This window comes from Frankia sp. CcI49 (assembly GCF_001983215.1).
Taxonomy (GTDB): domain Bacteria; phylum Actinomycetota; class Actinomycetes; order Frankiales; family Frankiaceae; genus Parafrankia; species Parafrankia irregularis.
On sequence record NZ_MOWP01000026.1, the window covers coordinates 233,357 to 259,816 of the forward strand.

Below are 26,460 nucleotides of genomic sequence, written 5' to 3' on the forward strand. Positions count from 1 at the left end.
CGCGTGTTCCGACGCGCGGAACGGAATACAACGCCGCCTGTTCGCATACTCTGACGTGGATGTCCGAGAACGAGATCCTTCGGCGAGCGAGCTACGGCCCCACCAGTCCGGTGGTCGGAGCGCGCGGTTCACGTACCCGCGCACGCGTCGTGGAGACGGCCCTGGGCCTATTCGAGGCGCAGGGCTTCCACGGCACGTCGGTGGATGACATCGCCAAGGCCGCCGGCGTGTCCCGGGCCACGCTGTATCAGTATTTCGAGAGCAAGGAGCAGATCTTCATCGAGCTGCTCCAGGAATGCGGAACGGCGCTCATGCGGGTGGTCCGCCGGATCGGCCCGCTGGAACCCACCGAGCTCGGCTTCGACAATCTGCACTGGTGGCTCGGCGAGTGGGCCTGGGTCTACGACCGGTACTCGACCATGTTCGTCCAGTGGGCGAACATCAGCTCGCCCGGCACCCCGATCCCGGAGATGGCCAGCCGCTTCCTGGCGGACTATCACGAGCGGATCGCCCGGCGGCTCACCGCCTCCGGTGTGACCGGCATCGATCCCGTGGACGCCGCGGTCGTGCTGACCACGCTGGTCAACGCCGCGAACTACACGAGGCACGTCGACGGCGCGGCCGGTCCCGCAGCCGGGCGCACCGCCGGCCAGGGCAGCGGTCCGGGTACCGGCCCGGGCGGCGCGCGGCCCGCCGCACGCTCTACCGCGATCAGCACGGAGCACCTGACCGACGGGCTGGCCGTCCTCATCCAGCTGCTGCTTTTCCCACAGACTCCGCCGGCCGTTTTCGCGCAGCTCGGCCGCGAGATTCCGACACCGCGCCCGCCGAGCGGCGGCGAGCGGCTGTGGTCCGCACCGTCGGCGGCGCCGGCCTCGGCATCAGCACAACCGCCGGCCCCGGCGGCGCCCGCACAACCACCGACACCGGTTTCTTCACCGGTCGCCGCACCGCGCCCCGATGACCGGTTCGCCGGCCTCAGCAGCCGGGCGGGAGCCACCGTCGCCCGACTGCTCGACGCCGGCGTCCAATGCTTTACCGAAAAGGGTTACCACCAATGTTCGGTGGATGACGTCGTCTCACTCGCCGGTTACGCCCGCGGAACCTTCTACAAGTATTTCGACGAAAAGCTCGACCTGCTGGTGGCGCTGAGCGACCGGGCACTGGGAGCCATCACCGAGCTTGACGAAAGGCTGCGCGGAATCCGCGCGGCGACCACACCGGCCGCGCCCGCCGCGCCCGCCGCGCCCGATCCCGGCGATCTGCGTGACTGGCTGGATGCGGTCGCGACCTTTGCGCTGCGGTATCTCGGGGTCACCCGGGTGTGGCTCGACCAGCAGCCACACCATGCGCGGCTGGACGAGGTCCGGCGGGTGATGAGCGAGCGGCTGCACACCGGCTACGCCACCGTCCCCGGCGGCGGCCGGTGGCCGCACCCGCTCGACCCGCGGATCGCCAGCATCGCGTTCTTCACCGTGCTGGAGCGGCTGCCCGAGGCGCTCGTCGACGCCACCCCCGAGCGGCCCGTGGCGCAGATCGTGGACGTCATGGCCGCGGCGCTCGACCGCACCCGCCTGCTCACCGGCGTCAGCCTCCCGGTGGCGCCCGACCTGCCGTAGTCCCTGGTAGGAGCAGGTCTCCAAGTCGTCACGGCAGGAAGCAGCGCCGTCGCCGTCAGTGAACTTCAGCGCCGTGGGCGGAACACGAATAACCTCGTGACCTGTGATTGCCGGCACCACCTGGTCCCGGATTCGGTCGCCCGCGCCGTTTCGTGACGATGTTTCGTCGCGGCGGCCGCGGCGCCGCACCGCCGTCGCGCCCCCGCGGCCCGTGCGTACGACCGAGCCCGACGACCGCGGTGCCCGGCGGGCACGGATCCGTGGCGGTTCTGCGATGTCCTACGAGGCGAGAACGGCCCTTCCACGGCCACGGTGGGAGGCCCGCACAAGGAGGTCACACGGGTGAGCACCCTGGTCAAGCCCGGTACGCGCTACAAGTCCACGGTGTGCGACACCGAGGTGATCATAGTCAAGCCCGCGTCCGCCGCCATCGATCTGCGGTGTGGTGGGCATCCGGTGGTCCAGGTCGGCGAGGAGGCCCCCGCCGGGCTGACGCTCGACCCCGCGTTCTCCGCCGGCACGCCGCTGGGCAAGCGTTTCGCCGATCCGGAGTCCGGGCTGGAGCTGCTGGCCACCAAGGCCGGCGCCGGCTCGCTGTCGATCGGCGACGTCCCGCTTCCGCTGAAGGACGCAAAGCCCCTCCCCTCCTCTGACTGACGGGCGAGAAGCACATGCACCTCGGGATGCTGTTGGAGATGGCCGCGGACGGCTTGGCCGACCGCGTCGCGCTCGGCCCGCTCGCGGGCGGGCTCACGTTCGCCGAGCTCGGGCACCAGGCGCGCCGGGCCGGCGCCGCGCTGGCGGCGATGCCGGGTGACCGGGTCGGCCTGATCGATCTGAACTCCCCCGCCGTGCCGCTGACGCTGTTCGGGTCGGCACTGGCGGGCAAGCCGTTCGTCCCGATCAACTACCGGTTGGCGGACGAGCAGCTGCGCGCGATCGTCGCCCGGACCGCACCGGCGACGATCGTCGTCGGGGCGGGTGTCGCCGAGCGGCTCGGTGACATCGACGGCATCCACCTCGTCACCCGGGCCGAGCTGCTCGCCCTCGCGGCGGACAGCGAGGCCAAGGAGGCCGACGGCTGGGGCGGTGACCCCGAGGACATCGCGGTGCTGCTGTTCACCAGCGGCACCACCGGCGAGCCCAAGGCGGCCGTCCTGCGCCACCGCAACCTCACCGAATACGTGATCACCACGGTCGAGTTCGCCGGTGCCGCCGACGACGAGGTCGGGATCGTCAGCGTCCCGCCGTACCACATCGCCGGTGTGTCGGCGTCCTGCTCGGCCACCTACTCGGGGCGCCGGACCGTGCAGCTCGAGAGCTTCGAGCCGCGGGCCTGGGTGGACCTCGTCCGGGCGGAGTCGGTCACCCACGCGATGGTCGTGCCGACCATGCTGGGCCGCATCCTGGACGTCGTCGAGGCGGACGGGCTCGGCCTGCCGTCCCTGCGGTCGATCTCCTACGGCGGCGGGCCGATGCCGGTGCCGGTCATCGAGCGCGCGGTGACGATGCTGCCGCACGTCGGCTTCGTCAACGCCTACGGGCTCACCGAGACGTCCAGCACGATCGCGGTGCTGGGCCCGGACGACCACCAGGCGGCGATCGGCAGCACCGACCCCGAGGTCCGGGCCCGGCTGGGTTCGGTCGGCCGGCCGCTGCCCAGCCTGGAGGTCACGATCCGCGACCCCGCCGGCGTGGAGGTGCCGACCGGGGAGCGCGGCGAGATCTGGGTCCGCGGTGGCCAGGTGTCCGGGGAGTACCTCGGTATCGGCCGGATCGAGAACGACGGCTGGTTCCCGACCCGCGACGAGGGCCACCTGGACGCGGGCGGCTACCTGTTCGTGCACGGGCGTCTGGACGACGTCATCGTGCGCGGCGGGGAGAACATGTCCCCGGGCGAGATCGAGGCCGTCCTGGTCACCCATCCGGCCGTCGAGGAGGCCGCGGTCGTCGGCATCCCGCACCGCGAGTGGGGCGAGCAGGTCGTCGCGGCCGTCGTCGCCTCCGGCGAGGTGACCGAGGAGGAGCTGCGCAGCCACGTGCGGGCGCAGCTGCGCTCCAGCCGCACGCCCGAGCACATCCAGTTCCGCTCGGAGCTGCCGTTCAACGAGAACGGCAAGCTGCTGCGCCGGGTCCTGCGCACCGAGTTGGAGAACGCGTTCACCTGAGGGTGGACAACAGGGGGCTGACAGGGCTCGTGCCGGCCGGACGGTGACGTCCGGCCGGCCGGCGCCGGTCAACCGCCAGCCCGCGGTCGCCGCCAGCCCGCAGTCAGCCGCCAGCCCGCGGTCAGCCGCCGGCCGGCCGGTCAGCCCATGGAGGCGTTGACGAGCACGCCGATGCCGTAGGTCGCCGAGGCGGCCACCAGACCGAGCAGCAGCTGGCGGGCCCCGCTGTAGGCGAACGACCGTTCGGTGAACCTGCTGACGACGGCCCCGAGCAGGAACAGCGCCAGCCCGGCGAGCATCGCGGCCAGCCCGAACGAGGAGAACCCGAGCAGGTAGGGCGCCACCGGGATGACCGCCCCGACGGCGAACGCACAGAACGACGCCCCGGCCGCGCCGATCGGCGAGGGCAGCTCGTCCAGGTTCAGCCCGAGCTCGGTGCCGACATGCGCCCGCAGCGCGGAGTCGGGCCGTTTCCCCAGCTGGCGCGCCACCGACGCGGCGGTCTGCGCGTCCACCCCCTGGCCCTGGAAGTAGGCCGCCAGCTCCGCGGCCTCGGCCTGCGGGTACAGCTCCAGCTCGCGGCGCTCCACCTCGATCTGCGCCCGCATCGCCTCGTTCTGCGACCGGACGGAGGTGTACTCCCCGGTCGCCATCGAGAAGGCCCCGGAGGCCAGGCCGGCCAGGCCGGCCAGGATGACCGCCGGCCGCCCCGCCGCCCCGCCCGCGAACCCACTGATCAGCGCGACGTTGCTGACAAGCCCGTCCATCGCGCCGAAGACCGCGGGGCGCAACCAGCCGGCACCCGCGGAATGAGCGGAATGGCCGGCCGGATGCGCCTCCGCCGGCCGCGCCACGCTCGTCTCGTCAGTTCCCACGGGTTTCGAGGCTAAGGCCGACCGCCACCCGGCGCAGCGCCTTCGTGACGGATCTATCCCACATGCACGTCTATCCCACATGCACGAAGGGGCGGTTCTCCGGGTCTGGCTCGGCCTCGCGCACGATCTCGCGGGTCATCGAGGCGACCTCGCCCACGCCGAAGAACACGAACCGCGCCAGGTTCTGCAGCGGGTTGCCCTCGGACCACTCGAAGTACACATGCGGCCGGGTGCCGGTCAGGTCCCGCAGGTGCAGCAGCAGCGCCGCGATCGCGTTCGGCACGGACGTGCTGGTCAGCCTCAGGATGCGGTACCCGTGCCGCTCCCGCCCGTGGACGACCAGCTCACTCTCGAACTCCGAGGAGTCCGGGACGTCCACCTCGATGAACAGCAGGTGCTGTGCGGGCGGGACGTGCAGCAGCTCGTGCGCCTTGCTGGCCTTGTCCGCGTACTCGGCGGCCTCGCCGGTGTCGAACTCGTTGGCGACCAGGTGCAGCGCCCCGGCCCGCGCCGCCTCCTGCACCCACCGGGTCGCCGCCGGGTCCAGCTCGATCCCGGTGACCCGCAGCTCGAACGACCGCACCGCCCGGGACAGGAAGGACACCAGCAGGATCACGACGATGAAGATCGAGCCGATGATCAGCCCGTCCGGCCGTTCGATGATGTTCGCGATGGTGGTGTAGACGAACACGGCGCTGATCACGCCGAACCCGGCCGCCCCCCGCCAGCCGCCACGGTGGTGCGCCGAGATCGTCACCGCGACCGACGCCGACGTGATCAGCACCAGCACACCGGTGGCGTAGGCGCCGCCCTGCTTGTCGACGCTCGCGTCGAACACCAGCGTGACGACGAAGCCGATCACCGTGAAGACCAGCGCCAGCGGCCGGACCGCACGGGCCCACTGCGGCGCCATGCCGTACCGGGGCAGGTAGCGGGGCACCAGGTTCAGCAGGCCGGCCATCGCCGAAGCGCCGGCGAACCACAGGATCGCCACCGTGCTCAGGTCGTAGGCGGTACCGAAGGCGTTACCCAGCTCCTCATGGGCCAGGTAGGCCAGGGCTCGCCCGTTGGCCGGCCCGCCCGGCTCCACCAGCTCCTCCGGGATGAGGACCGTCGTCGCGAGGCTGCTGGACAGCAGCAGCACCCCCATGATCAGCGCGGCGGTGGTCAGCAGCCGCCGGGCCCCCTGGATACGTCCCGCCGGGCGTGCCTCGGTGTCGCCCGGCGCGCCGCGGATCAACGGCATCACCGCGACACCCGTCTCGAAGCCGGACAGGCCGAGCGCCAGCTTCGGAAAGATGATCAGCGCGACACCGACCAGCGCGACCGGGTTCGGATGCTCCGCGACCAGCAGCCGATGCCAGTCCCCGAGCATCGACGGGTGGGTCACGACCTTGACGAGCGACACCGAGATCACGGTCAGGCTGAGAGCGAGGTAGACGGCCACCAGCACCACCGCGATCCCGACGGCCTCGGTGAACCCGCGCAGGAAGACCGCGCCGAGCAGCGCGAGCAGCACCAGCGTGACGGCGACGTGATGGCCGGCCAGCGCGTCCGGGGCGTACGGGTTCTCCAGCAGGTGCGCGGACGCGTCCGCCGCCGACAGCGTGATCGTGATCAGGAAGTCGGTGCAGGCGAACCCGAGCAGCACCAGGACCAGCAGCTTTCCCTTCCACCAGGAAAGATGCTTCTCCAGCATCGCGATGGAGCCCTCACCGTGCGGGCTCTCCCCCGCCACCCGCCGGTACACCGGCAGCGCCCCGCACAGCGTCACCACGACGAGCACCAGCGTCGCGATCGGACTCACCGCCCCGGCGGCGAGAATCGCGATGCCGGGCTGATAGCCGAGGGTGGAGAAGTAGTCCACCCCGGTCAGGCACATGACCCGCAGCCAGTGGTGGCGCTGGTGCTCCGGCTCGGGCTGGGTGTGCGGCCCGGCGTGTCGCCGCGCCTGCTCGGTCCCGGCCATCAGCCAGTCCCCCACCCGCTGGCGCACCGCGGTCATCCGCGGCCTCGGCGGTCACAGGCATGGCGTCGGGCCACCGCGAGCGGCTGGCCGGTCGTACAGGGGCGGAGCATGGGGCATGTCTCCGGTCCGTCGCGGGCGCTGGCGGCAGCGCGCAGCGCGGTGGGCACACCTCGGCCCGTGCTCGACGAACCTACGCCGATACTGGCAGCCTCGGCGACCTGCCGCCCGCCAGCCCCCGGCCGGCCCGCCGGCCGAAGCCGCCTGCCGGTACGAGGCAGCCCGCCGGTACGAGGCAGCCACCGACTGCCAGCTCTGTCGTACTCGATCGCCACGCTGTGACGACCGTCCCATCGTCGTCGTGACCGGCGTCGGCCGCGGACCTCTGACGGTGTCCGTGGAGTCCGGTCCGGGGCCGAAATGGGTGTGCGCCCCGATGGTCACCGTCGTCGCCTTACCGGATCGTTGACCGAAACGGTTGTCGTGACGCAAAGGTGAGGTGCGCAGTGCTGAAGGAAGCCGAACACAGGCGGGCGGGGTCGCTCACGGCTGGGCCGAGCCGGACCCGGGGAGGCTGATCCGTGGGGCACGCCGACACCCTGCTCGCCATGGGCGGAGCCTTCCTGGCCGCGGCGCTGCTGGCCCGCGCCGGGGTCCGGATCGGGCTCCCGACCATCCCGCTGTTCATGCTGGCCGGAATTCTGCTCGGCCCGCACACCCCGGGTGTCGTCCTGGTGGACAGCCCCGAGGACCTCGAGATGCTCTCCGCGCTCGGGCTGGTCCTGCTGCTGTTCTACCTCGGGCTGGAGTTCCACCTCGACGACCTGCGGCGGGGCGGGCGGCGGCTGTTCGCCGCCGGCGGCATCTACCTGCTCCTCAACGTCGGGGCCGGCCTGGGGTTCGGGTTCGCGCTGGGCTGGGGAGCGCGGGAGGCGCTGGTGCTGGCCGGCGTCCTGGGTATCTCCTCGTCCGCGATCGTCACCAAGATCCTGATCGACCTGGGCCGGCTGGCTCACCCCGAGACCCGGCTGATCCTGGGTGTCCTCGTGGTGGAGGACCTGTTCCTGGCGATGTACCTCGCCGCGCTGCAGCCCGTCCTCGCCGACGTCCACGGCGTCGGGGAGACGATCGCGCAGGCCGCGAAGGCGTTCGGCTTCCTGGTGGCGCTCGCCGTGGTGGCCCGGTTCGGCACCCGGCTGGTCGGCCGGCTCATCGCCGTGCGGGACGACGAGCTGCTGGTGGTCACGTTCCTCGGAGCAGCGGTGCTGGTCGCCGGGGTCTCCGAGGTGCTCGGCGTCGCCGACGCGATCGGCGCGTTCATGGTCGGGCTGATCTTCGGCAGCACCAGCTCCGCACCGCGGATCCGCGAGCTGGTGCATCCGCTGCGCGACGCGTTCGCGGCCATCTTCTTCTTCGGCTTCGGGCTCTCGATCGACCCCGGTGACGTCGCCGGGGTGGCCGGGCCGGTTGCCGCCGCCGTCGCGTTGACGGCCGCGACGAGCGTGATCGCCGGTCTGGTCGCCGCGCGCCTGCACGGGTTCGGAGCGCAGCCCGCCGCCAACATCGCGACCACCCTGGTCGCCCGCGGCGAGTTCGCGCTCATCCTGGCGGCCATGGCGGCCGGCGCCGGGCTCGACGGCCGCCTGGCGTCCTTCGTCGCGGGGTACGTGCTGGTTCTCGCGGTGCTCGGTCCCATCATGGCCGGCCGGTCCGGCTGGCTCGTCCGCCTGCCGGCGGCCGTCGGGAGGAGTCCCGCGAGGACTCCCGCGGATACCGCCGTTCCCGTTCCGTACGGCGCGCCGCAGGGCGCCACAGCTCATCCGCCGCCGGATGAGCCGACGCCGCACGCGCCGACGCCGCACGACTCGCCGCTCACGGCTCGATGAGCCCGGCGCGGATCGCGTAGCGGGTCAGCTCCAGCCGGTCCCGCAGGCCGAGCTTCTGCAGCAGGTTCGAGCGGTGCCGCTCGACCGTCTTGACGCTGATGAACAGGATGTCGGCGATCTGCCGGGACGAGTGCCCCTCGGCGACGAGCTTGAGCACCTCCTCCTCCCGGTCGGTGATGACCCGGCCGGGACCGGGGTCGCCGGCCGCGGCGCGCTCGAGATAGTCGCGGATGAGGGCGTTCACCGCCCCCGGGTAGAGGAACGCCTCACCGCGCACCGCGGCCCGGCAGGCCTCGACGAGATCCCGGTCGGCGACGGACTTCAGCACGTAACCGGACGCGCCGGCCCGCAGCGCGGCGAAGAAGTACTGCTCGTTGTCGTACATGGTCAGGATCAGTATCCGGACGTCCGGCAGCGCCCGGGAGAGCTCGCGGGCGGCCTGCAGGCCGGTCAGCCGCGGCATGGCGATGTCGAGGATCGCCAGGTCCGGCTGTTCGGCGCGGGCCCTCTCGATCGCCTCGGCGCCGTCGGCGGYCTCGGCCACGACGGTCAGGTCGGGCTCGCTGTCGAGAATCAGCCGTACCCCGCGGCGGACCAGCGCGTGGTCGTCGGCCAGCAGAATCCGGATCGGTCGGGGCATGGTCAGTCCCTCTCCTCGCGCAGCGGCACCCGCGGCCCGTCGGGCACCCGCGGCTCGTCGGGCACCCGCGGCTCGTCGGGCACCCGCGGCCCGTCGGGCAGCGGCACCCGCAGCCGGACCTCGGTGCCACCGCCGGCGGCGGGCCCGATCGTGAGGTCGGCCCCGATCAGCAGCGCACGTTCGCGCATGCCGCCGATGCCCGAGCCCTCCGCGGCGCCACCGAGCCCGCGGCCGTCGTCGCGGACCCGCAGCTCGATGCCGGTGCCCCGGCGAGCCACCTCGAGGCGGGCGTGCCGGGCGCCGGCATGGCGGGCCGTGTTGGTGAGGCATTCCTGTGCGACCCGGTACAGCACCAGCTCGGCGTCCCGGCCGAGGCCGAGGTGACGTTCGACGCTGTGATGGACCACGAGCCCGCCCGTGGTGAACTCGCCCGCGAGCGCCTTGAGCGCGCTGGTCAGCCCGAGCTCCTCGAGGACACCCGGACGCAGCCGGCGCGCGATGCGGCGGATCTCGTCGAGCCCGTTGCGGGTGGTCTCCTGCACCTGCCGCAGCCGCGCGCGCAGCGGCGGCGGTGCGGTGTCCGCGACGCTCTTGAGCTCGAGCAGGACCGCGGTGAGGGTCTGGCCGATCTCGTCGTGCAACTCCTGCGCGATCCGTTGCCGCTCCGCCTCCTGCGCGGTCAGGGCGCGGGCCGTGCTGGCCGCGCGCTCCGCCTCCAGCCGGTCCAGCATCGCGTTGAAGGTACGGATGAGATCCCCGATCGGGCCCGCCTGCCCGGCGGCCGCCAGCCGGTGACCGGGGCGCGTCAGGTCGATCGTGGCCATGGCCCGGATGAGCCGATCGATCGGGCGCAGGCCGACGCGCAGCAGCACGGCGTTCGTCACCAGCATCGCGGCCAGCCCCCCGGCGAGGATCAGCACCTCGGTCCGGACCACCGGCGCGGAGACGGTGACCGGGCCGAGCATGAGCCCGAGCATCGCCGCGGTGAACACCGCCGCGTTGAGCGCGAAGACCCGCCAGAACAAGGTCAGCCCATGGGCCCGGTCACCGTCCTCAGCCGCTGCGCACACGCCCCAGCCTGTTCCGGCGCCGTCACCGCTGTCCATCGGGGCTGCCACCCATTCGCCGGCGCGGCCCCACGCCGGACCGACGGGCGCCACGGGCCCGCGGGGCGATGAGTTCGTCCCGTGACGGGGGTCTGCAGTCTGTGGGCGGGCGGTGGCAGCTCCCCCCGACGGATGGGAGCGCAGCAATGCCCGAGGATCCGACATCCCCTCCGCCCGGCCTGGCCCCGGTGGTGTTCCGCCTGCCCGCGGCGCCGCGCCGGGACGGCCTCTCCGGTCTGTGCGGGCAGGCGGAACGGCTCCTGCGGGACCACCCGGGGCAGGCCATGCTCGTCGACGCCACCGCGGTCGGCCGGGCGGACCTGGTGGTCGTCGAGGCGGTCGCCCGGCTGGCGCTCGTGGCCAGACAGCACAACCGCGCGTTCCGGCTGGACGCGCCCGCGCCGCTGCGGGACCTGCTCGCCCTCACAGGCCTCGCCGGGCTGGCCGACGACCCTCCATCGGCCGGCCCGGCCACGCCCACCGGATGATCACGCCTCGGGCGGCAGGTGTGCCGGCAGGCCGAACGCGGGAAAAAGGCGTTCGACGTCCAGGAAGGTGTTGATGCCGATCACCCGGCCGGCCGCGATCTCCAGGACGACCAGGCCCCAGGGGTCGTGACCGGCCCCCGACGCGCTCGGCCGGTACTGGCCGAAGGCGGGATGACCGTTGGCCGTCGTCGGCAGCAGGCGGGAGCCCCGGCACCCGGACCCGGTGCCCAGCATCCAGGCCCGGACGTCGCCGTGCCCGCGCAGCCACAGGTCCAGCGGCGGCATGGACAGTGTCACGCCCTCATGCAGCAGCGCGACCAGGGCGTCCATGTCGTACCGCTCGAAGGCGTCGACGTAGCGGGCGAGCAGCGCCTGCTGCTCGGCGTCGGCCGGCCGCAGTGGCTCCGCCTCGGAGAGGTCGATCGCGGCGATGGTGGCCCGGGCCCGCTGCAGCGCGCTGTTGACCGAGGCGACCGTGCTGTCCAGCAGCTGGGCCGTCTCGCTCGCCGACCAGCCGAACACCTCACGCAGGATCAGCACCGCCCGCTGGCGGGCCGGCAGGTGCTGCAACGCGACCACGAACGCGAGCCGGACGCTCTCCCGGCGGGCGGCGACGTCCGCCGGGTCGGCGCCGCCCGGGCCGGTGGCGAGCACCTGCCCGTCGGGTGCGGGGACGATCCAGGTCGCCTCCGGCAGCGGTGCGCGCACGGGCGTGTCGGCGGTGGACGGGCCGGTGAGGTCCATCGGGCGGGCCCGGCGCTCACCGGCGCTCAGTGCCGTGAGGCAGACGTTGGTCGCGATGCGGTACAGCCATGACCGCAGGGCGGCCCGGCCCTCGAACCGGTCGATACCGCGCCAGGCGCGGATCATCGTCTCCTGCACCGCGTCCTGCGCGTCGAACGGGGAGCCCAGCATCCGGTAGCAGTAGCCGGTCAGCTCCCGGCGGAACGGCTCCAGCAGTTCGACGGCCTGCGCTGACGCTCCGGGAACGGCCGAATCCTCGCCCGACGGGCCGGCAGCCACGGGCGGGCCGGCAAGAACCTCACTCATCGTTGACCCTCATGCCCAGCAGTGTGCCGGTCACCTCCGACAGAATTCGCGCCGCTCCACGTCCCCACCCGCGCGGCCCACCTGTCGAGGATCCCGCGCCACCCCGCAGCACCGGCGATTCACCTCAAGAGGTGCAAAAGGGGCGCAGATTCAGCTGGCGACCCGCGGGAAGTGAGGATCTTGGTCGTTGACACGACCAGAATCGTTCACCCTTGCGACCCGCCAGACCGGGTCATCGGGCTCTCGGAGATCCGGCCGCGTTCGTGGAGTGCGAGCCTCCCCGCGCGCCGACCAGCGGTCCTGATCGGCGCCAGTCCGCGCCAGGCTTCTCCCGGGAGAAAGCGCGTCAATCTCCCGGGGGAAACCGTGTCCGCCCTGACACGCAGCCGACAGGGCAGGGGCCTTCTCCCACACAATCCGGTAGGAGAAGGTCATCCGTATGGATACGGGAGGAACGCAGCCGGCCGGCCCTGAGCCCTCCGCGCATCCTCCCGCGGTGGACCCGGCCGCCGCCTCGCCGACCACCGAGGCCGACGGGCGCACCGCCTGCGACGAGTGCGGCGCGACGGCCGTCGACGAGGATGGTTTCTGCCGGGTGTGCGGCCTGCGGGCCGCGCCGCTGCACGGTCCGGACACCTGGCTGTCCGACCTGGGCGCCGCAGCCGGCCTGTCGGACCGCGGCCGGGTGCACATCCACAACGAGGACGGGATGGGTCTCGAGCTGCTCCCGCCGGGCGTCCACGGCCCGCGGCTCGGCGGCGCCGTCGGTGTGGTCTGCGACGGCGTGTCCAGCGCGTTCGGCTCCGGCCCGGCCGCGCAGGCTGCCGCCGCGGCAGCCGCGGCGGCACTGGCCCGGCTGGCCGCCGCCGCGATGCCCGCCCCAGGCCCTGAGCCGGCCGGACCCGAGACCGTACGGGCCGTGCCGCCGGGGCTGCACCAGGCGCTGACCACAGCGCTCACCGACGCCGTCCAGGTCGCCCAGGACGCCGTGCTCGGCGTCGCCGAGGAGCAGGGCCTGGCACCGGCATGCACGTTCGTCGGCGCCATCGTGCTGGACGACGTCCTCGCCGTCGGCTGGCTCGGGGACAGCCGGGCCTACCTGGTCGACGGCGCCGGGGCACGGGTCCTCACCGAGGACGACACCATGGCCGCGGAGGCCGTCCGGGCCGGGCTGCTGCCGCCGGAGCTCGCCGAGCAGGGCCGCGCCGCGCACACCATCACCCGCTGGCTGGGCAACGCGCGGACGTCCTGGCCGCCGAGGACCCGGGTCGTGGGGCTGCGGCCGCCCGGGCGGGTCGTCCTGTGCAGCGACGGGCTGTGGAACTACGCCTCGGCCGCGGCGACGCTCGCGGCACACGTCGACGCCTGCGCCTGCGGCTCCGGCTCCGGCTCCGGCACCGGCACCGGGGCCACGCCGATCGCCGTGGCGCGGCATCTGGTCGACGTCGCACTGCGGGCCGGCGGGGCCGACAACATCACCGTGATCGTCATCGACATTCCGGCGAGACCGGGTTGACCGTCACCGCGGAGTGACCGGTCCCGTTCGCGGGTGTACCCGCCGCATGTGTTCTTTGTCGTGTCTCATACAGTCACGGAGCCCGGCGGATGCCGCGCGTTCGCTGTTCACCTGCCCGGTCACCCGGCCGGTCACCCGGCGCAGGCCCACGCCCAGGGCGGACAGCCCGGACATCCGGGACACGGCGCGGACGTCGTCCACCACCGGCATCCCCGACCAGCCCGGGCCACGTGACGTGGCGACGACGTTCAACGAGGAGCGACGAAAGGATGATCGGCAACGACGCCCATGTGCGGAACAACCGCACCCGGTGGAACGAGATCTCCGACGACTACCAGCGGTTCAACGCCCCGCAGATCCGGGAGCAGGCCTTCACCGGGGACATCACCTGGGGCGTGTGGGGCATCCCGGAGTCGCGGCTGAACATCCTCGGCCATGTCGTCGGACTCGACGTGCTCGAGATGGGCTGCGGCGGCAGTCAGTGGTCCACCGCGCTCGCCCGGCGCGGCGCCCGCCCGGTCGGACTGGACCTGTCCGAACGGCAGCTGCACCACAGCCGCAAGCTGCAGCGCGAGACCGGGCTGGACTTCCCGCTGGTCCAGGCCAGTGCGGAGGACGTGCCGTTCGCCGACGCCGCGTTCGACATCGTCTTCGCCGACCACGGCGCGTTCTCGTTCGCCGACCCGTACCGGGCCGTCCCGGAGGCCGCGCGGATCCTGCGCCCCGGCGGTCTGCTGGCGTTCGGGCATGTCAGCCCGATCTACGAGATCAGCATCCCGGACGGCGCGGAGGCGGCCGGCGACCGGCTCGTCGGCGACTACTTCGGCCTTCGCCTGATCTCCGACACCGACGGCCTGGTCAGCGCCAACCTTCCGTACGGGGCGTGGATCCGGCTGTTCCGCGACTGCGGGCTGGTCGTCGAGGACCTCGTCGAGCCGCGGCCCGAGAACGGGCTGGACTCGTCGCACCGCGACAGCGCCGAGGAGGCATGGGCCCGCCGGTGGCCGTCGGAGTGCATCTGGAAGGTCCGCCGCAGCTGACGAGTCGACGCCTCACGACCTGACACGATTGCCGGATGGCTGCCGCGGAGGTTCGACCGCCCACGATGACGACACGAAGGCCGGCACCGCTGCGGATGCCGGAAGCGTTCCGAAGGCCAGCACCGCTCCGCATGGCGACACCGCTCCGCATGGCGACACCGTCCCGGTCCGAGGCGGCGTGACCGCGCCGACCAGGCCGGGGCCCGAGCTGCGGGTCCGGCTTCCCCAGGTCGCGCCGTCGGTGCGGGAGTTCCTCGCCACCGAGGCGGGTGGTGCCGTCCTGCTGGTCATCGCCGCGGTCATGGCACTGGTCTGGGCGAACAGCCCGGTCAGCGACAGTTATCACGACCTGTGGGAGACCACCGCCACGCTCGGCGTGGGCGACGCGACGCTGTCGATGTCGCTGCATCACTGGGTCAACGACGGCGCCATGGCGATCTTCTTCGCCGTGGTCGGCCTGGAGATCAACCGCGAGTTCACCACCGGGGAGCTGCGTGATCGCCGGACAGTGGCGGTCCCGGCGCTCGCGGCCGTCGGTGGCCTGGGCCTGCCGGCCCTGATCTACTTCCTGTTCAACCCGTCCGGTCCCGCCGCGGTGGGCTGGGGGATCCCGATGTCGACGGACACCGCGTTCGTCATCGGCATCCTCGCGCTGTTCGGGCCGCGCTGCCCGGACCGGCTGCGGCTGTTCCTGCTCACCCTCGCGATCGTCGACGACATCGGGGCGATCGCCGTGGTCGCGGTCTTCTACACCGAACACGTGGAGCCCGGGTGGCTGGGTGCGTCCGGTGCGCTGCTGCTGCTGATCGCCGCGATGCGCTGGATGCGGGTCTGGCGGCTGGGGCCGTACGTGCTCGCCGCGGTGGCGCTGTGGGTCGCGATCTACTCGTCCGGCGTGCACGGAACACTGGCCGGGGTGATCGTCGGCCTCGTGCTGCCCTCGGCTCCCCCGCGCCGTGAACAGATCGACAACGTGCCGATCTACGTGCGCGCGCTGCGGGAGGACTCGACCGCCGGGCGCGCCGCGCTCGCCGTGTCGGCCGCCCGGGCCACCGTCGCCACCAGCGAGCGGCTCCAGTACAGCCTGYATCCGCTCAGCGCCTACGTGATCGTGCCGGTCTTCGGTCTGGCCAACGCGGGTGTGCACCTGGACAGCCACGCGCTGACGGCCGCGGCGTCGTCGTCGGTGACGATCGGGGTTGCCGTCGCGCTGCTGGTCGGCAACGCGGTCGGCATCACCGCGGCGGCGGTGCTGGCGATCCGCAGCGGGCTCGGCGCCCTGCCCGGCGGCGTTCGCTACGGCCACCTGGTGGGCGCGGCCATCCTCGCCGGGGTCGGCTTCACCATCTCCCTGTTCATCACCGAGCTGGCCTTCACCGACCCCGCCCTCGCCGAACAGGCGAAGATCGGGATCATCGCCGGTTCCGTCATCTCCGCCGTACTGGGCACGATCACCCTGCGGTATGTCGGAGAACGCTGGTCGCTGTGCTCTCCGGGTACGGACGAGGCAATCCCGGCGCTACCGCCGCGACCATGGCGCGCGCCGGCGCCGGCGGTCAGCCCCGTCATCCGATGACGGTCCGTCCGCTGGCTGGCCGCTCGCTGGCTGCCCGTTCGCTGGCTGCCCGTTCGCTGGCTGGCCGGCCCCGCCGCCGCCCCCCGCCCGGGCGACGGCGGCGCGCAACGGGCCGAGTTCCAGCCGGCCGCGGTAACGCACCCCGTCGATGAAGATCGTCGGGGTGCCCTCGACCCGCAGCTGCGCGGCGCCGGCGTAGTCGTCCTCCACCGCGTCGCCGTAGGGCTGCGCCGGGTCGCCGACGACGAGGTCGGAGTCAAGGCCGACGGCCCGGGCAAAGCCCATCAGGTATTTGTCGGCGAGCTTGTCCTGATTGGCGAACATCAGGTCGTGCATCTCCCAGAAAAGCCCGTGCGCGCCGGCCACCTCGGCCGCCAGCGCGGCTGTCAGCGCGTAGGGATGCAGATCGAACACCGGAAAGTGCCGGAAGACCTGCCGGACCTGGCCGTCGGAAGTATTCACCAGCTCATGCAGGATACCGGCTGCTCGCGCGCAGTACGGGCACTCGAAGTCACCGTACTCGACAATCACCACGGCCGCGTCCGGAAATCCCCGGGAATGCCGGAACGGATCCGCCGCCACGCGCTTCACATTTTTCGTCGTATTCCCGCCGACCTCGGCCATACGGGCCATTGTATCGGGCGTCACGGGGACGGCGATCCGGCTAGGGTTGAGCCCGTGGCCGAGGTGAAAACATCGGACCGACGCACCGAGAATGTGGACGACGTGCTGGCGATCAAAGCGGTCGACGTCCGAATTCGGCGCGGGACGACCTGGGGTGACCGGGACGGCCGGGAAATCGTCCACGGGGTGTCCTTCGAGGTCGAGCGGGGAACCGTGACCGGCCTGCTCGGCCCGAGCGGRTGCGGGAAGACGACGCTGATGCGGGCGATCGTCGGTATTCAGCGCGGGGTGAGCGGTGACCTGCGGGTGCTCGGCCGCGGGCCGTGCGAGCGCGAGCTGCACCGCCGAGTCGGTTACGCCACCCAGACCGCCTCCGTCTACAGCGATCTGACCGTGACGGAGAACCTGCGCTACTTCACCGCGCTCAGCGCCCAGCAGGGGGCGCTCAGCCCGCAGGAGGTCATCCGCGGGGCGGAGCGTGCCGCCGCCCAGGTCAGCCTGTCGGCAGAGATGCACACCCAGGTCGGACGGCTCTCCGGCGGTCAGCGCGGCCGGGTCTCGCTGGCCGCCGCCATCATCGGCGGGCGGGAGCTCCTCGTGCTGGACGAGCCGACCGTCGGGCTCGACCCGGTGCTGCGGCGCGAGCTGTGGGACGGCTTCCACCAGCTGGCCGACCGGGGGCTCACCCTGCTCATCAGCTCCCACGTGATGGACGAGGCCTCCCGCTGCGACCGGCTGCTGCTGCTGCGCGAGGGTCGGCTGATCGCCGACGAGACCCCCGAGTCGCTGCTCGAGATCACCGGCGCCGCTGATCTCGACCACGCCTTTCTGTGCCTGGTCGAACCCCGCCGAGCGCCGCGGCAGACGCCACCGCCACCCGCCGAGCGGGCCCAGGGCCTCAGTCCGGCGACAACGGACTGCGCCAACCCGCCGGAGACCGCCAACCCGCTGAAGACCGCCAACCCACCGGAGGGCGCCGACTCTCCGGGGACGTCCCGCTCCGCGGCGGCCCCCCAGCAGTGCGACGACCGTGGCCTTCGGCTGAACCTGCCGCGCACGACCGTCACCGCGCTGCGAGTGCTGCGCCAGATGCGCCGGGACCCGCGGACCATCCTGCTCGTGCTCGTGCTCCCACCGGCACTGCTGGTGCTGCTGCAGGCGATCTTCGCACAGAGCCCGACGGCGTTCGACCGGGCCGGGGCGGGCCTGCTCGGCGTGTTCCCCCTGATGACGATGTTCTTCCTGACCTCGGTGGCGATGCTGCGGGAGCGGCGCTCCGGCACCCTGGAGCGGCTGATGACCACGCCGATCGGCCGCGGCGACCTGCTCACCGGCTACGGCGTCGCCTTCGGCCTGCTCGCCGTCGCGCAGGCCGCGATCACGACGACGACCGCCGTCGCGTTACTGCACCTGGCCATCGCCGGGCCGCTGGTGATGCTCGGCCTGCTCGCCGTGCTCTCCGCCCTGTTCGGCACCGCGCTCGGCCTGCTCACGAGCGCCTTCGCGAACTCCGAGTTCCAGGCGGTGCAGTTCCTGCCGCCGGTGCTGCTCCCGCAGTTCCTGCTCTGTGGCATCCTCGTCCCGCACGATCAGCTGCACCCGGTTCTCGGCGTGGTCAGCATGCTCATGCCGATGACCTACGTCGTCGATGCGCTGAGCCGGATCAGCACGACACCCGGGGTGTCGATGATGGTCGTGCGGGACGCCCTCGTCATCGCGGGGTGCGCCGTGGTCGCCCTCGCGCTGGCGGCCGGAACCCTGCGCCGGCAGACCCCCTGACGGGACGAACCGGGCCCGGCGGGTGACCGGCCCGGCGGGTGACCGGGCCCGGCAGCACTCACCGGCTGCCAGCCGGGACATGCCAGCTGATCAGGCGGAACGAGCCGGCCGGTCAGGCGGTGCGGTCGAGGGTGCCGGCGGCGAGCCGGGCGTAGTGCGGGGATCRCCCCAGCAGGTCCTCGTGCCGGCCCGCGGCGACCAGGACCCCGTCGTCGAGGACCAGGATCAGGTCCGAGGCCCGCACCGTCGAGATGCGGTGGGCGATCACGAGCAGCGCGCGGCGGGCGGCGATGTCCGCCATCGCCCGGGTCAGGGCCCGCTCGTTGACCGCGTCCATCTGCGAGGTCGGTTCGTCGAGCAGCAGCAGATCCGGTGCCGCCAGCAGGGCACGCGCGACGGCCACCCGCTGGCGCTCGCCTCCCGAGAGCAGGACCCCGTGGTCACCGACGTCGGTGTCCAGCCCGGCGGGCAGTCGCCGGACCACCGTCGTCAGCCGCGCGATGTCGACCACCTCGGCGACCTCGGCCTCGGTCGCGTCCGGCCGGGCGTAGACGATGTTGTCGCGCAGCGAGCCGCAGAGCACCGGGGCGTCCTGCTCGACCAGGTTGACCTCGCGCCGCGTCAGCGCGCGGCCCACCTGCTCCAACGGCCTCCCACCGAGCAGGATCTCGCCCTCGTCCGGCTCGTAGAAGCGCTCGATGAGACCCAGGATGGTCGACTTGCCCGCGCCGGACGGACCGACCAGCGCGACCTGCCCGCGGGCCGGAACGGTGAACGACACGCCCCGCAGCACCGGGCGCGGCCCGTAGGAGAACCAGACGTCACGGAACTCCAGCGCGGGCGGCCGGGCCCCCGGGGCGGTCGGCTGGCCCGGCCCGGCCGGCTGGGCCCCGGCCGGCCGGGGCCGCCGGTCGGATCCATCTCGCTGGTCGGATCCATCCCGTGGGTCGGGTTCCTCCCGCGGCATCGTGAAGACGACGTTCACCCTGGTCAGCGCGCCGAGCCCACGTTGGATCGTCTGCGCGGACTCGATGAGCTGCGACAGCGGCATCACCAGGTAGGTCGCGTAGAGGAGGAACGCGACCAGGTCGCCCAGCGAGGTGGTCCCGCGGGCGACGAGGACACCGCCGGCGAGCAGGACGACCAGCACCGAGCCCTGGACGGCGAGCTGGGTGGCGGGCGCGATCACCGCGCTCAGCCGCGCCATCCGCATCCCGGCCTGGTAGGCGTCCTCGGCGTGCCCGCCGATGCGCTCGCTCTCCCTGGCCTCGGCGTTGCTCGCGCGCACGGTGCGGATCGCCGTGAGCGCCCGCTCGAGGTCGGCGGACATCCGCCCGACGCTCGCCTGCCCCTGCTCGGAGATGGACCGCACCCGCGTCAGCGCCGTCACCACGACCGATCCGGCGACGACGACCGACACCACCACGAACGCGAACAGCACCGGGCTCAGCCACACCATCAGCCCGATCGCCGCGAGCACGCCGATGGTGCTGGTGACGAGGGTGGTGAGGCTGTAGGCGACCGCGTCTCGCACGACCATGGTGTCGGCGTTGGAGCGGGAGAGCAGGTCCCCGATCCGCTGGGCGTCGAACACCCGGATGCGCAGCCGCAGCAGGTGGCCGATCAGCCGGTGGCGCAGCCCTAGCAGAACGCGCTGGCCGGTCCGTTCCAGCAGGTAGTGCCCCCAGGTGTCGACCGCCGCCTCCAGCAGGAACACCGCGACGAGCACCCCGATGAGCAGCGCCGGCACGTGCCCGGTGCTCGCCCCGTCGATGACCCCGCGGACCAGCAGCGGCTGCGCGAGGCCGATCACGGAGCCGAACGCGGTCAGGGCCGTCGCGAAGGTGATCAGGCGGCCGTGCCCGCGCAGCAGGCGCCACAGGTCCCCGAAACCAGGCCGGGGCCCGTCCGGGCGGGCCTTGCCCCGGCCACGGAATCGGGGCGGTGGCGGCCCCGGCGGAAATGCCCCCGGCGGCGGGGGTCCTGGTGGCGGGCCGGACGGCCCGGACGGCGGCGGGCCGGACGGCGGAAAACCCGGAGGTGGCCCGGACGGCGGGAATCCCGGCGGTGGCCCGGACGGTGGGGGTCCTGGTGGCGGGCCGGCATAGGCCGGGTGGCCGGGCGGAACCGGCGGTGCCCCGGCCGGCCACCCGGCCGGCCACCCGGCCGGCCACCCGTCCGGCCACCCGTCCGGCCACCCGTCGGCGGCCGGCGTCACCGCGAACGCACCCGGCCCCGCGGCCGCGACCGGACTGTGATCACAGGTCGGAACGCGTCCGGGGGAAACGACTCGCCGACCGTCAGCCCGTCGGCCTCCACCCATGCGTGCGCCGCGAACGAGCCTGCGACGCGGACTCCGGTCCGCCATGTCGGCCACCTCCCCGAAACCCGGCAGAACAGCGCGGTCGCCACCGCGCGCGGCAGGCATCCGGCCTGGCCACGGCAGGTCCGGCTCACCGCCGTGACCGCCTCCATCGCGGCCAGCGTCTGCCCGTACCCTGCCGGGCGGGTGCCGGCCGCCAGCATCTCCATCACCCGCCGCAGCCGTCGTGGCGGCAGCCTCGTCAGCCCGCGGGCGACCGCGACGACGGGTACGGCGACCACGGTGTCCGCGGCCCGCCGCCAGCCGGCGGGCCCGCGCCCGGCACGGCCGCCGCGCCACGCGGGGCCACCACGCCCGGCACGGGCACGACGTCCCGTCGGGGCATGAAATCCAGCGCCGGCACGACGTCCAGCGCGGGCACGACGCCCGACCGGGCCATCGCCCGGACGCTCGCCACGTCCACCGGGCCGACACGCCCGGTCACGGATGCCGTGAATCGTCACCGACGTCACCGGACGAGCCCGGCGTCGCGCAGCTGCGCGACGAGCGCGTCGATGTCGGCCCGCGCGGTGGCGGTGTCCACCTCGTAGGCCTCGGTCACCGCCTGCGCGGCCTGGTCGGGTGTGCCGCCGCCGGAGAGGACGCCGACCGCCACGTCGGCGGTCGGATTGAGCGTGAAGTACCGGCCGGTCCGCTCGTCCAGCAGCACGGCACCGTAGTCGGTGCGGGTGCGGACGACATGCTCTCGCAGCTGGGTTGACATGTCAGGATCCGTCCTCTCGTCCAGCACCGGTGGGCCGCGGTCGGCCGTCCTGGGCCGCGTGGTCCGTGTGGTCCGTACCGGCTCCGTGCCGGACCCTGCGCGCCGCGGCGGTCTCGGCCGGCTCGCCGGCGAGCACCTGGGCGTGAATCCGGCGCAGCTCGACGCTCGGCTCGACCCCGAGCTCCTGGGACAGCAGGTGGTAGGCCGTGCGGTAGGCGGCCAGCGCGTCGGCGCGGTGCCCGGAGCAGCTCGCCGCGACCAGGAACTGCTCCCACAGCCGCTCCCGCAGCGGGTACTGCAGCGTCAGCGCCCGCAGCATCGGCAGCGCCCGGTCGTACTGGCCGCGGTCGAGCAGCGCGTCGGCGAGGTCCTCGTGGACGACGGCCCGCAGCTCCCGCAGCCGGGCCGCCTCGGTGCGGACGACCTCCTCCGGAAGATCCTCGTAGGGCTCGCCCCGCCACACCGCCAGCGCGTCGCCGAGCAGCTCGACGGCGCGGGCGGCGTCCCCGTTCCAGCGGGCGTCCTGGCCGCGGCGGGCGAGATCCTCGAACAGCCAGACGTCGACCTCCGTCGCCGCCGCGTTGAGCCGGTACGCGCCGTGCCGGCCCTGGATCCGGCCGAGGCCCGCGGTCTCACCCTCCGGCAGAACCTGGCGCAGGTCCGAGACGTAGGTCTTGATGTTGCCGACAGCCGACGGTGGCGGGTCGACATCCCACAGCACGGCGCGGATGTGCTCGGTGCTCGCCCATCGGCCACGAACCAGCAGCAACAGCGACAGCAGGCGCCGCTTCTTCGGCTGCGCGATGGGCACGGCGCTGCCGTCGGGCGCGCTTACCTCCACCGGCCCCAGAATCCGGAAGGGCAGGTGCCGCCGCGATTCCATGGCCGGATTCCTCCCCCGACGGCGCCGTCCTCGAACGGCACGACAGCCGGGCTACCTGCGCGGATGTCGCGTCCGTTCCACCGGCGGCGGAAATGTCCGACGGCGCTGACCGCCGCCGCGGGCTGGCCGGGCGCACCGCGGCGGCTCGCGTCGGTCGTCAGCGCGGGCGGCGCAGGTTGTAGTTCGCGACGGTCTGCACCAGGTCACCGACCGTCGCGAAGTTCACAGCGAGAAACGTGGGCCGCAGCCCGCTGGCCGCGCACTGCTCCGTGTGCGCGGCCAGCGCCGACGCGGTGTTCACCAGGGCCGCGTCCGCCCGGGTCGCGGCATGGTCGGTGAGCCAGTGATTGATCAGCAGCATCCGCGGGTGGGCGTTGCCCCGGCCGAGCCGGCAGCTGAAACCGCCGGGGATCCGCACGTCGAACGGTGTGTCCGCGTTCAGGCGGAAGAAGTTGCGGTACCAGGTGCCCGGCACGTCACCGTTCTCGGCGAAGACGACGAGCCGCCGGCCGCGGTCGATCATCTGCCCCAGCGTGGGCCACGGCCGTCCCGGTGCGGGTGGGCGGGCCAGGTAGTCCCCGAGGCCGGCGGCCCGGAAGGCGGCCATGACCGGTTCGGGCGGGACCTCGTCCTGCAGGATCAGGGTGATGACCTCGGCCGGGTTGCGGGCGAGCCAGCCCGCGACGCCGGCGAGCGCGTCGTCCAGTGCGGTGGCGCCGAGCTGGCAGATCCCGTGGCAGAGCCAGAGCCCGGGGCGCTCGGAGCGGGCCCCGGTGGCGAACGGTGCGAGGGCCTCACGGGCGGCCGGGCGCAGCTCGCCCAGGAACGACTCGACCTCGGCGGGTGTCGTCCAGTGGTGGACGTCGAGCATCAGCGCCCGGATTCCGCTGTCCAGCTGGCCGACCAGGTCCGGGTCCTGCACGGCGCCGAGGAAGCCCGCCCGCACCGACGCCATGCCGTTGTGCGTCGTCGGGTAGAGGACGTCCGGGTAACGCCGGGCGCACAGGTCGACCCCACCGTTGCAGAACGCGGTGCCGGTCCCCGCCCGGCCCGGCAGCACCGTCCAGGACACCCCGAGGAACATCAGGGCCGCGCCGGCCACCGCCAGCAGGCGCCGGAACCGCCCCCGCGCCCGGTAGATGTAGCTGGCCAGCACTGACACGGTCGCGAGCACTCCCCCGGCCACCAGCGGGACGACCGCCATGGCCAGCCAGGTCGACCGGACGTCGGCGACGAGCACCTGCCCGACGTCGGCGAGCAGCCGCTGACCCGCCGGCGGCAGCGGCGAGTCGGGGCCGCGCAGCGCGACCAGCGGATCGCCGATCGCGGTGGTCACCCCTACGCTCGCCGCGGTCGCGGTCGCTCCGGCGGCGATCAGCACCAGGCTCACCGTCCGCAACGCGGCCGCCGGCCCGGGCCGGTACGACGGCGCACGTCGCCCGGACGGTCCAGGCCGGCGGGACGGGCCATATCGACCCGACGGGCCATATGGTCCGGGTGCAGCAGGCCGCCCGATCGGGCCAGGTGGACCGGCCCGGCCGGGCGGGCGCAGCGCACGCACCAGGGCCCAGGCGGGCAGCGCGAAGCAGAGCGCCGCGAGGATCACCATGCCGGTGCCGCCGATCCGGTGGACCGTCCGCAGCGCGAGCCCGGCCGACCCGCCGCGACCGCCCGACAGCGGACGCCCCAGGTCGAGCACGGCGCCGCCGGCGAGCCGGGCGCGCAGGTCGGCGACCGCCGAGACGTCCCCGGCGAAGATCAGCGGGCCGACGAGCGCCAGCGCCTCGCCGAGGTCGCCGGAGCGCAGCGCGACCAGCACCTGCTCCCGCACGTGCGGCCGCCGGGCCTGCGCCACCCTGCTCAGCAGCAGGTCGGCCACCCAGGCCGCCTGGTCGTCGGTCAGCTCGATCTCGGGGATGGAGGCCGGCGGGCGGCCCTGGCTCACCCGGTCCACCCCGTCGAGCACGTCGCGCAGGGCCGCGGCGACGTCCTCGGTGCGGTAGCGCGGGGCGCCGGACACCTGGCCGGCCAGGTAGACCGACGCCAGCCGGCCGATGTTGTCCAGGACCGGGCTCAGGTCGACCGCGAGGACGAACTCCGCCCGGCTGCCGTCCAGGTAGGCGGCCACGTTGTCGGCGACACCGTCGGTCAGCCCGCGCAGCGCGGACGGCGGGACCACAAGCTGCAGGTTGTCGACGACGAGGTCGGGGTCGACGGGGAGATCGGCCAGCAGGTCACTGGTCACGTCCGCCAGCCGGGGGTCGGTCAGGACCTCGTCGCTGATCCGCTCGTGGACCTGGGCGGTCTCCAGCGCGCCGCGGTAGAAGGCCGCGTTCTGGGCGGTCTCGTGCACCACGAGCACGGCGGTACCGACCGGGGCGAAGACGGCCGCGGCCAGCACTGCCAGGCAGGTCCCTGCCAGGAGTCCTCCCCGGCGGGGACGGCTCGGCCGGCCCATGGGACGCCAGACTACCGAGCGCCGCGCCGGCGACCGGCACGAAAGCCGAGGTCGTCCCACGTTTGGTGGCCAGATCCCCCGATGGGATGCGCCGGACCGGGGTACCCCGATACGGAACGGTCCGCGCGTGAGACCGCGGCCACCAACCACACCGAGGTGTCCGATGACCGTGCACACCGGCCCGACCCAGCAGCGACCAGTCCTCGTCTGGGCACTGACCGCAGTCGTCGTCGTCGGAGTGGTGCTCGCGCTCGTCGGGATGATCCTCAACGCCTGGGTGCTGCTGGGGCTGGCCGCGGGCGTCGCGGCACTGGCAGCCCTCGCGCTGTTGCCGGCGGGGGTGATGTCCCACGTCACCACGACCCAGTCGGCGACCGATACCCAGTCGGCGACCGACCGCAGACCGCGGTGAGGTCACGACCGGTCCGCCGGGGAGGAAGAAGCGATGGACACAAATGTGATCGAACGGCCACGCGGCCGAGACATGATGCACGTCCCGCGCACCAAGGGCGCGCTCAGCGGGGTCCTGCTCGTGGCGGCGGGCCTGTGGGGAGCACTCATCCCCTTCGTGGGGCCGTACTTCGACTTCGGCTTCACCACCGACGCGTGGTCCTGGACCGCGAACCGGTTCTGGCTGTCGGTGCTGCCCGGAATCGTGGCGATCGTGGCCGGTCTGATCCTGATGTTCAGCCGCAACCGGGCGAACGCTCTGATCGGGGCGGCCCTGGCGGCGGTGGCCGGCCTGTGGTTCGTCCTCGGTGCTCCGCTCTCCCAGATCTGGAATCCGGGGGCGCTCGGAACGCCGCTCGGAGGGAAGACCCGCCAGACCCTGATCATGATCAGCTTCTTCTACGGGCTGGGCTCGTTGATCCTGTTCCTCGGTTCCAGCGCCCTGGGCCGGCTCAGCGTGGTCGGTGTGCGTGACGTCGCCGCCGCCCGCAACCGCCGGCTCGGGATGGCCGAGGCCACCGGTCGGCACGCCCGCGGGCACCGACGTCACGCCGAGGTCGGCGCCGCCGCGGCACCCGCCGACCGCGAGTACGCGGACCGCTCGTACGCCGATCGCGAGTACGCCGACCGCGAGTACGCCGACCGCGAGTACGCCGACCGCAGGTACGCCGGTCGCGAATCGGCCGGCCGCGAGTACGCCGGCGCCGAGCCGGCCGGGCTCCGGCCCTTCGGTCCTGAGGGCTCCGCAGGCAGGCCCGACGATCGGGCACAGGTCGGCCGCGAGCCGGTGGGTGCCGGGTCCGACCGACTCGACGAGGCCTCGGTCTACCCGGACGAACCGCGCCGGTTCCACAACGGGCACGCTGATCCGCGTGCGTCGGCCGACCACGCTGTCGACAGGCACGGCGCCGTCGACACGCACGGCGTTGACGGCCACCGTGGGCCGGGCACCCGTGCCGACGAGGAAGCCGCCGGGCGGGCGATGAGCGACCGTGAGCGGGCCGAGCAGGAGCGTCGTACCGACCAGAACGCGCCGATCGGCGCCGGCTCGGGCGCACGCTCCGGGCGCCACCACTGGTGGGAGCGCCCGCACTGATCCCGACCGGGGCAGGTCCCCGCGTACCTCCCGGCAACCCGTCCGCCCGCGGGAGCACATACCCCGCGGGCGGGTTGGGGCGTGGGTACCGGCCGGCGCCTGCCCGCACCGCCACGCAGCACCACAAACTCACCTCATAATTCACCTCAAGAGG

23 protein-coding genes are annotated in these 26,460 nt (G+C 73.3%); 11 read left to right on the forward strand and 12 right to left on the reverse strand.

Translation table 11 applies throughout. The annotated features are described in order from the left end of the window. Positions 1 to 59 precede the first annotated feature (59 nt). The 3 genes from CcI49_RS23005 to CcI49_RS23015 all read left to right on the forward strand — a co-directional run bounded on the left by CcI49_RS23005 (position 60) and on the right by CcI49_RS23015 (position 3,787). On the forward strand, positions 60 to 1,619 hold the full coding sequence (locus CcI49_RS23005; protein ID WP_076829182.1) for a TetR/AcrR family transcriptional regulator: 1,560 nt from the start codon (positions 60 to 62) through the stop codon (positions 1,617 to 1,619). Positions 1,620 to 1,961: 342 nt separating this feature from the next. Next, the gene (locus CcI49_RS23010; protein WP_006543133.1) at positions 1,962 to 2,276 is read left to right on the forward strand and encodes a hypothetical protein; all 315 of its coding nucleotides are present in this window, start codon (positions 1,962 to 1,964) and stop codon (positions 2,274 to 2,276) included. 14 nt (positions 2,277 to 2,290) lie between these two features. After that, positions 2,291 to 3,787 (forward strand): AMP-binding protein, encoded by a 1,497-nt coding sequence (locus CcI49_RS23015; protein WP_054566093.1) that lies wholly within the window; start codon positions 2,291 to 2,293, stop codon positions 3,785 to 3,787. Between the two features lie 140 nt (positions 3,788 to 3,927). Here the strand turns inward: CcI49_RS23015 and CcI49_RS23020 are convergent, their stop codons facing one another. Together CcI49_RS23020 and CcI49_RS23025 are read right to left on the reverse strand one after the other, a co-directional pair. Continuing rightward, complete coding sequence (locus tag CcI49_RS23020; protein WP_076829183.1) at positions 3,928 to 4,641, reverse strand: VIT1/CCC1 transporter family protein; 714 nt, start codon at positions 4,639 to 4,641, stop codon at positions 3,928 to 3,930. Between the two features lie 91 nt (positions 4,642 to 4,732). After that, the gene (locus tag CcI49_RS23025) at positions 4,733 to 6,667 is read right to left on the reverse strand and encodes an amino acid transporter (protein ID WP_076829184.1); all 1,935 of its coding nucleotides are present in this window, start codon (positions 6,665 to 6,667) and stop codon (positions 4,733 to 4,735) included. Between the two features lie 542 nt (positions 6,668 to 7,209). On the opposite strand from CcI49_RS23025, the gene CcI49_RS23030 reads away from it, so the two are divergent. Further along, complete coding sequence (locus CcI49_RS23030) at positions 7,210 to 8,514, forward strand: cation:proton antiporter (RefSeq protein WP_054566091.1); 1,305 nt, start codon at positions 7,210 to 7,212, stop codon at positions 8,512 to 8,514. Here the strand turns inward: CcI49_RS23030 and CcI49_RS23035 are convergent. Both CcI49_RS23035 and CcI49_RS23040 read right to left on the reverse strand, forming a co-directional pair. Then, positions 8,501 to 9,154 carry a response regulator transcription factor gene (locus CcI49_RS23035; protein ID WP_076829185.1) on the reverse strand — a complete coding sequence of 218 codons (654 nt, stop codon included), beginning with the start codon at positions 9,152 to 9,154 and terminating at the stop codon, positions 8,501 to 8,503. The two genes, CcI49_RS23030 and CcI49_RS23035, sit on opposite strands and share 14 nt — an antisense overlap. Positions 9,155 to 9,156: 2 nt before the next feature. Continuing rightward, entirely contained in the window at positions 9,157 to 10,185 is a 1,029-nt protein-coding gene (locus CcI49_RS23040) for a histidine kinase (protein WP_076829416.1), read from the reverse strand. Between the two features lie 221 nt (positions 10,186 to 10,406). On the opposite strand from CcI49_RS23040, the gene CcI49_RS23045 reads away from it, so the two are divergent. After that, positions 10,407 to 10,748 (forward strand): STAS domain-containing protein, encoded by a 342-nt coding sequence (locus tag CcI49_RS23045; RefSeq protein ID WP_083473146.1) that lies wholly within the window; start codon positions 10,407 to 10,409, stop codon positions 10,746 to 10,748. On the opposite strand, the gene CcI49_RS23050 is transcribed toward CcI49_RS23045, so the two are convergent. Then, positions 10,749 to 11,798 (reverse strand): sigma-70 family RNA polymerase sigma factor, encoded by a 1,050-nt coding sequence (locus CcI49_RS23050; RefSeq protein ID WP_054566089.1) that lies wholly within the window; start codon positions 11,796 to 11,798, stop codon positions 10,749 to 10,751. 439 nt (positions 11,799 to 12,237) lie between these two features. Between CcI49_RS23050 and CcI49_RS23055 the strand changes: the two genes are divergently transcribed. From CcI49_RS23055 to nhaA, 3 genes are all read left to right on the forward strand, one after another. Beyond that, positions 12,238 to 13,314, forward strand: a complete 1,077-nt coding sequence (locus tag CcI49_RS23055) for a PP2C family protein-serine/threonine phosphatase (protein ID WP_076829186.1) — start codon at positions 12,238 to 12,240, stop codon at positions 13,312 to 13,314. A gap of 269 nt (positions 13,315 to 13,583) precedes the next feature. After that, the gene (locus CcI49_RS23065; RefSeq protein WP_054566086.1) at positions 13,584 to 14,354 is read left to right on the forward strand and encodes a class I SAM-dependent methyltransferase; all 771 of its coding nucleotides are present in this window, start codon (positions 13,584 to 13,586) and stop codon (positions 14,352 to 14,354) included. Between the two features lie 178 nt (positions 14,355 to 14,532). Continuing rightward, entirely contained in the window at positions 14,533 to 15,930 is a 1,398-nt protein-coding gene (gene nhaA / locus CcI49_RS23070; RefSeq protein WP_076829419.1) for a Na+/H+ antiporter NhaA, read from the forward strand. Here nhaA and CcI49_RS23075 read toward each other — a convergent pair. Beyond that, positions 15,874 to 16,512 carry a DsbA family protein gene (locus CcI49_RS23075; RefSeq protein WP_241840200.1) on the reverse strand — a complete coding sequence of 213 codons (639 nt, stop codon included), beginning with the start codon at positions 16,510 to 16,512 and terminating at the stop codon, positions 15,874 to 15,876. The two genes, nhaA and CcI49_RS23075, sit on opposite strands and share 57 nt — an antisense overlap. A gap of 96 nt (positions 16,513 to 16,608) precedes the next feature. Between CcI49_RS23075 and CcI49_RS23080 the strand changes: the two genes are divergently transcribed. After that, positions 16,609 to 18,333, forward strand: coding sequence for an ABC transporter ATP-binding protein/permease (locus CcI49_RS23080; protein ID WP_076829190.1), 1,725 nt, complete (start codon positions 16,609 to 16,611; stop codon positions 18,331 to 18,333). A 112-nt stretch (positions 18,334 to 18,445) separates the two neighbouring features. Here the strand turns inward: CcI49_RS23080 and CcI49_RS23085 are convergent, their stop codons facing one another. The 6 genes from CcI49_RS23085 to CcI49_RS23110 all read right to left on the reverse strand — a co-directional run bounded on the left by CcI49_RS23085 (position 18,446) and on the right by CcI49_RS23110 (position 24,703). Next, positions 18,446 to 20,146, reverse strand: coding sequence for an ABC transporter ATP-binding protein (locus CcI49_RS23085; RefSeq protein ID WP_241840201.1), 1,701 nt, complete (start codon positions 20,144 to 20,146; stop codon positions 18,446 to 18,448). Positions 20,147 to 20,547: 401 nt separating this feature from the next. Beyond that, complete coding sequence (locus tag CcI49_RS23090; RefSeq protein WP_054566085.1) at positions 20,548 to 20,937, reverse strand: lasso peptide biosynthesis B2 protein; 390 nt, start codon at positions 20,935 to 20,937, stop codon at positions 20,548 to 20,550. After that, the gene (locus CcI49_RS42150; RefSeq protein ID WP_076829191.1) at positions 20,898 to 21,140 is read right to left on the reverse strand and encodes a hypothetical protein; all 243 of its coding nucleotides are present in this window, start codon (positions 21,138 to 21,140) and stop codon (positions 20,898 to 20,900) included. Before CcI49_RS42150 ends, CcI49_RS23090 begins: the two co-directional genes overlap by 40 nt. A 24-nt stretch (positions 21,141 to 21,164) precedes the next feature. After that, a complete protein-coding gene (locus CcI49_RS23100; protein ID WP_054566083.1) occupies positions 21,165 to 21,419 on the reverse strand; it encodes a lasso peptide biosynthesis PqqD family chaperone in 255 nt (84 codons plus the stop codon). 1 nt (position 21,420) lies between these two features. Further along, positions 21,421 to 22,302, reverse strand: a complete 882-nt coding sequence (locus CcI49_RS23105; RefSeq protein ID WP_076829192.1) for an AfsR/SARP family transcriptional regulator — start codon at positions 22,300 to 22,302, stop codon at positions 21,421 to 21,423. Between the two features lie 157 nt (positions 22,303 to 22,459). Further along, positions 22,460 to 24,703 (reverse strand): hypothetical protein, encoded by a 2,244-nt coding sequence (locus CcI49_RS23110; protein ID WP_076829193.1) that lies wholly within the window; start codon positions 24,701 to 24,703, stop codon positions 22,460 to 22,462. A 220-nt stretch (positions 24,704 to 24,923) separates the two neighbouring features. Between CcI49_RS23110 and CcI49_RS23115 the strand changes: the two genes are divergently transcribed. After that, positions 24,924 to 25,172 (forward strand): hypothetical protein, encoded by a 249-nt coding sequence (locus CcI49_RS23115; RefSeq protein ID WP_054566080.1) that lies wholly within the window; start codon positions 24,924 to 24,926, stop codon positions 25,170 to 25,172. Positions 25,173 to 25,205: 33 nt separating this feature from the next. Continuing rightward, positions 25,206 to 26,306, forward strand: a complete 1,101-nt coding sequence (locus CcI49_RS23120; protein WP_083749666.1) for a hypothetical protein — start codon at positions 25,206 to 25,208, stop codon at positions 26,304 to 26,306. The last annotated feature ends 154 nt before the right edge of the window (positions 26,307 to 26,460 follow it).

Excerpts from the sequence above, each read along its gene's own strand:
- CcI49_RS23045 (WP_083473146.1), top strand. The coding sequence starts at position 10,407 with ATGCCCGAGGATCCGACATCCCCTCCGCCCGGCCTGGCCCCGGTGGTG.
- CcI49_RS23120 (WP_083749666.1), top strand. The coding sequence starts at position 25,206 with ATGGACACAAATGTGATCGAACGGCCACGCGGCCGAGACATGATGCAC.
- CcI49_RS23055 (WP_076829186.1), top strand. The coding sequence starts at position 12,238 with ATGGATACGGGAGGAACGCAGCCGGCCGGCCCTGAGCCCTCCGCGCAT.
- CcI49_RS23100 (WP_054566083.1), bottom strand. The coding sequence starts at position 21,419 with ATGTCAACCCAGCTGCGAGAGCATGTCGTCCGCACCCGCACCGACTAC.
- CcI49_RS23025 (WP_076829184.1), bottom strand. The coding sequence starts at position 6,667 with ATGACCGCGGTGCGCCAGCGGGTGGGGGACTGGCTGATGGCCGGGACC.
- CcI49_RS23115 (WP_054566080.1), top strand. The coding sequence starts at position 24,924 with ATGACCGTGCACACCGGCCCGACCCAGCAGCGACCAGTCCTCGTCTGG.
- CcI49_RS23105 (WP_076829192.1), bottom strand. The coding sequence starts at position 22,302 with ATGGAATCGCGGCGGCACCTGCCCTTCCGGATTCTGGGGCCGGTGGAG.
- CcI49_RS23065 (WP_054566086.1), top strand. The coding sequence starts at position 13,584 with ATGATCGGCAACGACGCCCATGTGCGGAACAACCGCACCCGGTGGAAC.
- CcI49_RS23015 (WP_054566093.1), top strand. The coding sequence starts at position 2,291 with ATGCACCTCGGGATGCTGTTGGAGATGGCCGCGGACGGCTTGGCCGAC.
- CcI49_RS23005 (WP_076829182.1), top strand. The coding sequence starts at position 60 with ATGTCCGAGAACGAGATCCTTCGGCGAGCGAGCTACGGCCCCACCAGT.
- CcI49_RS23050 (WP_054566089.1), bottom strand. The coding sequence starts at position 11,798 with ATGAGTGAGGTTCTTGCCGGCCCGCCCGTGGCTGCCGGCCCGTCGGGC.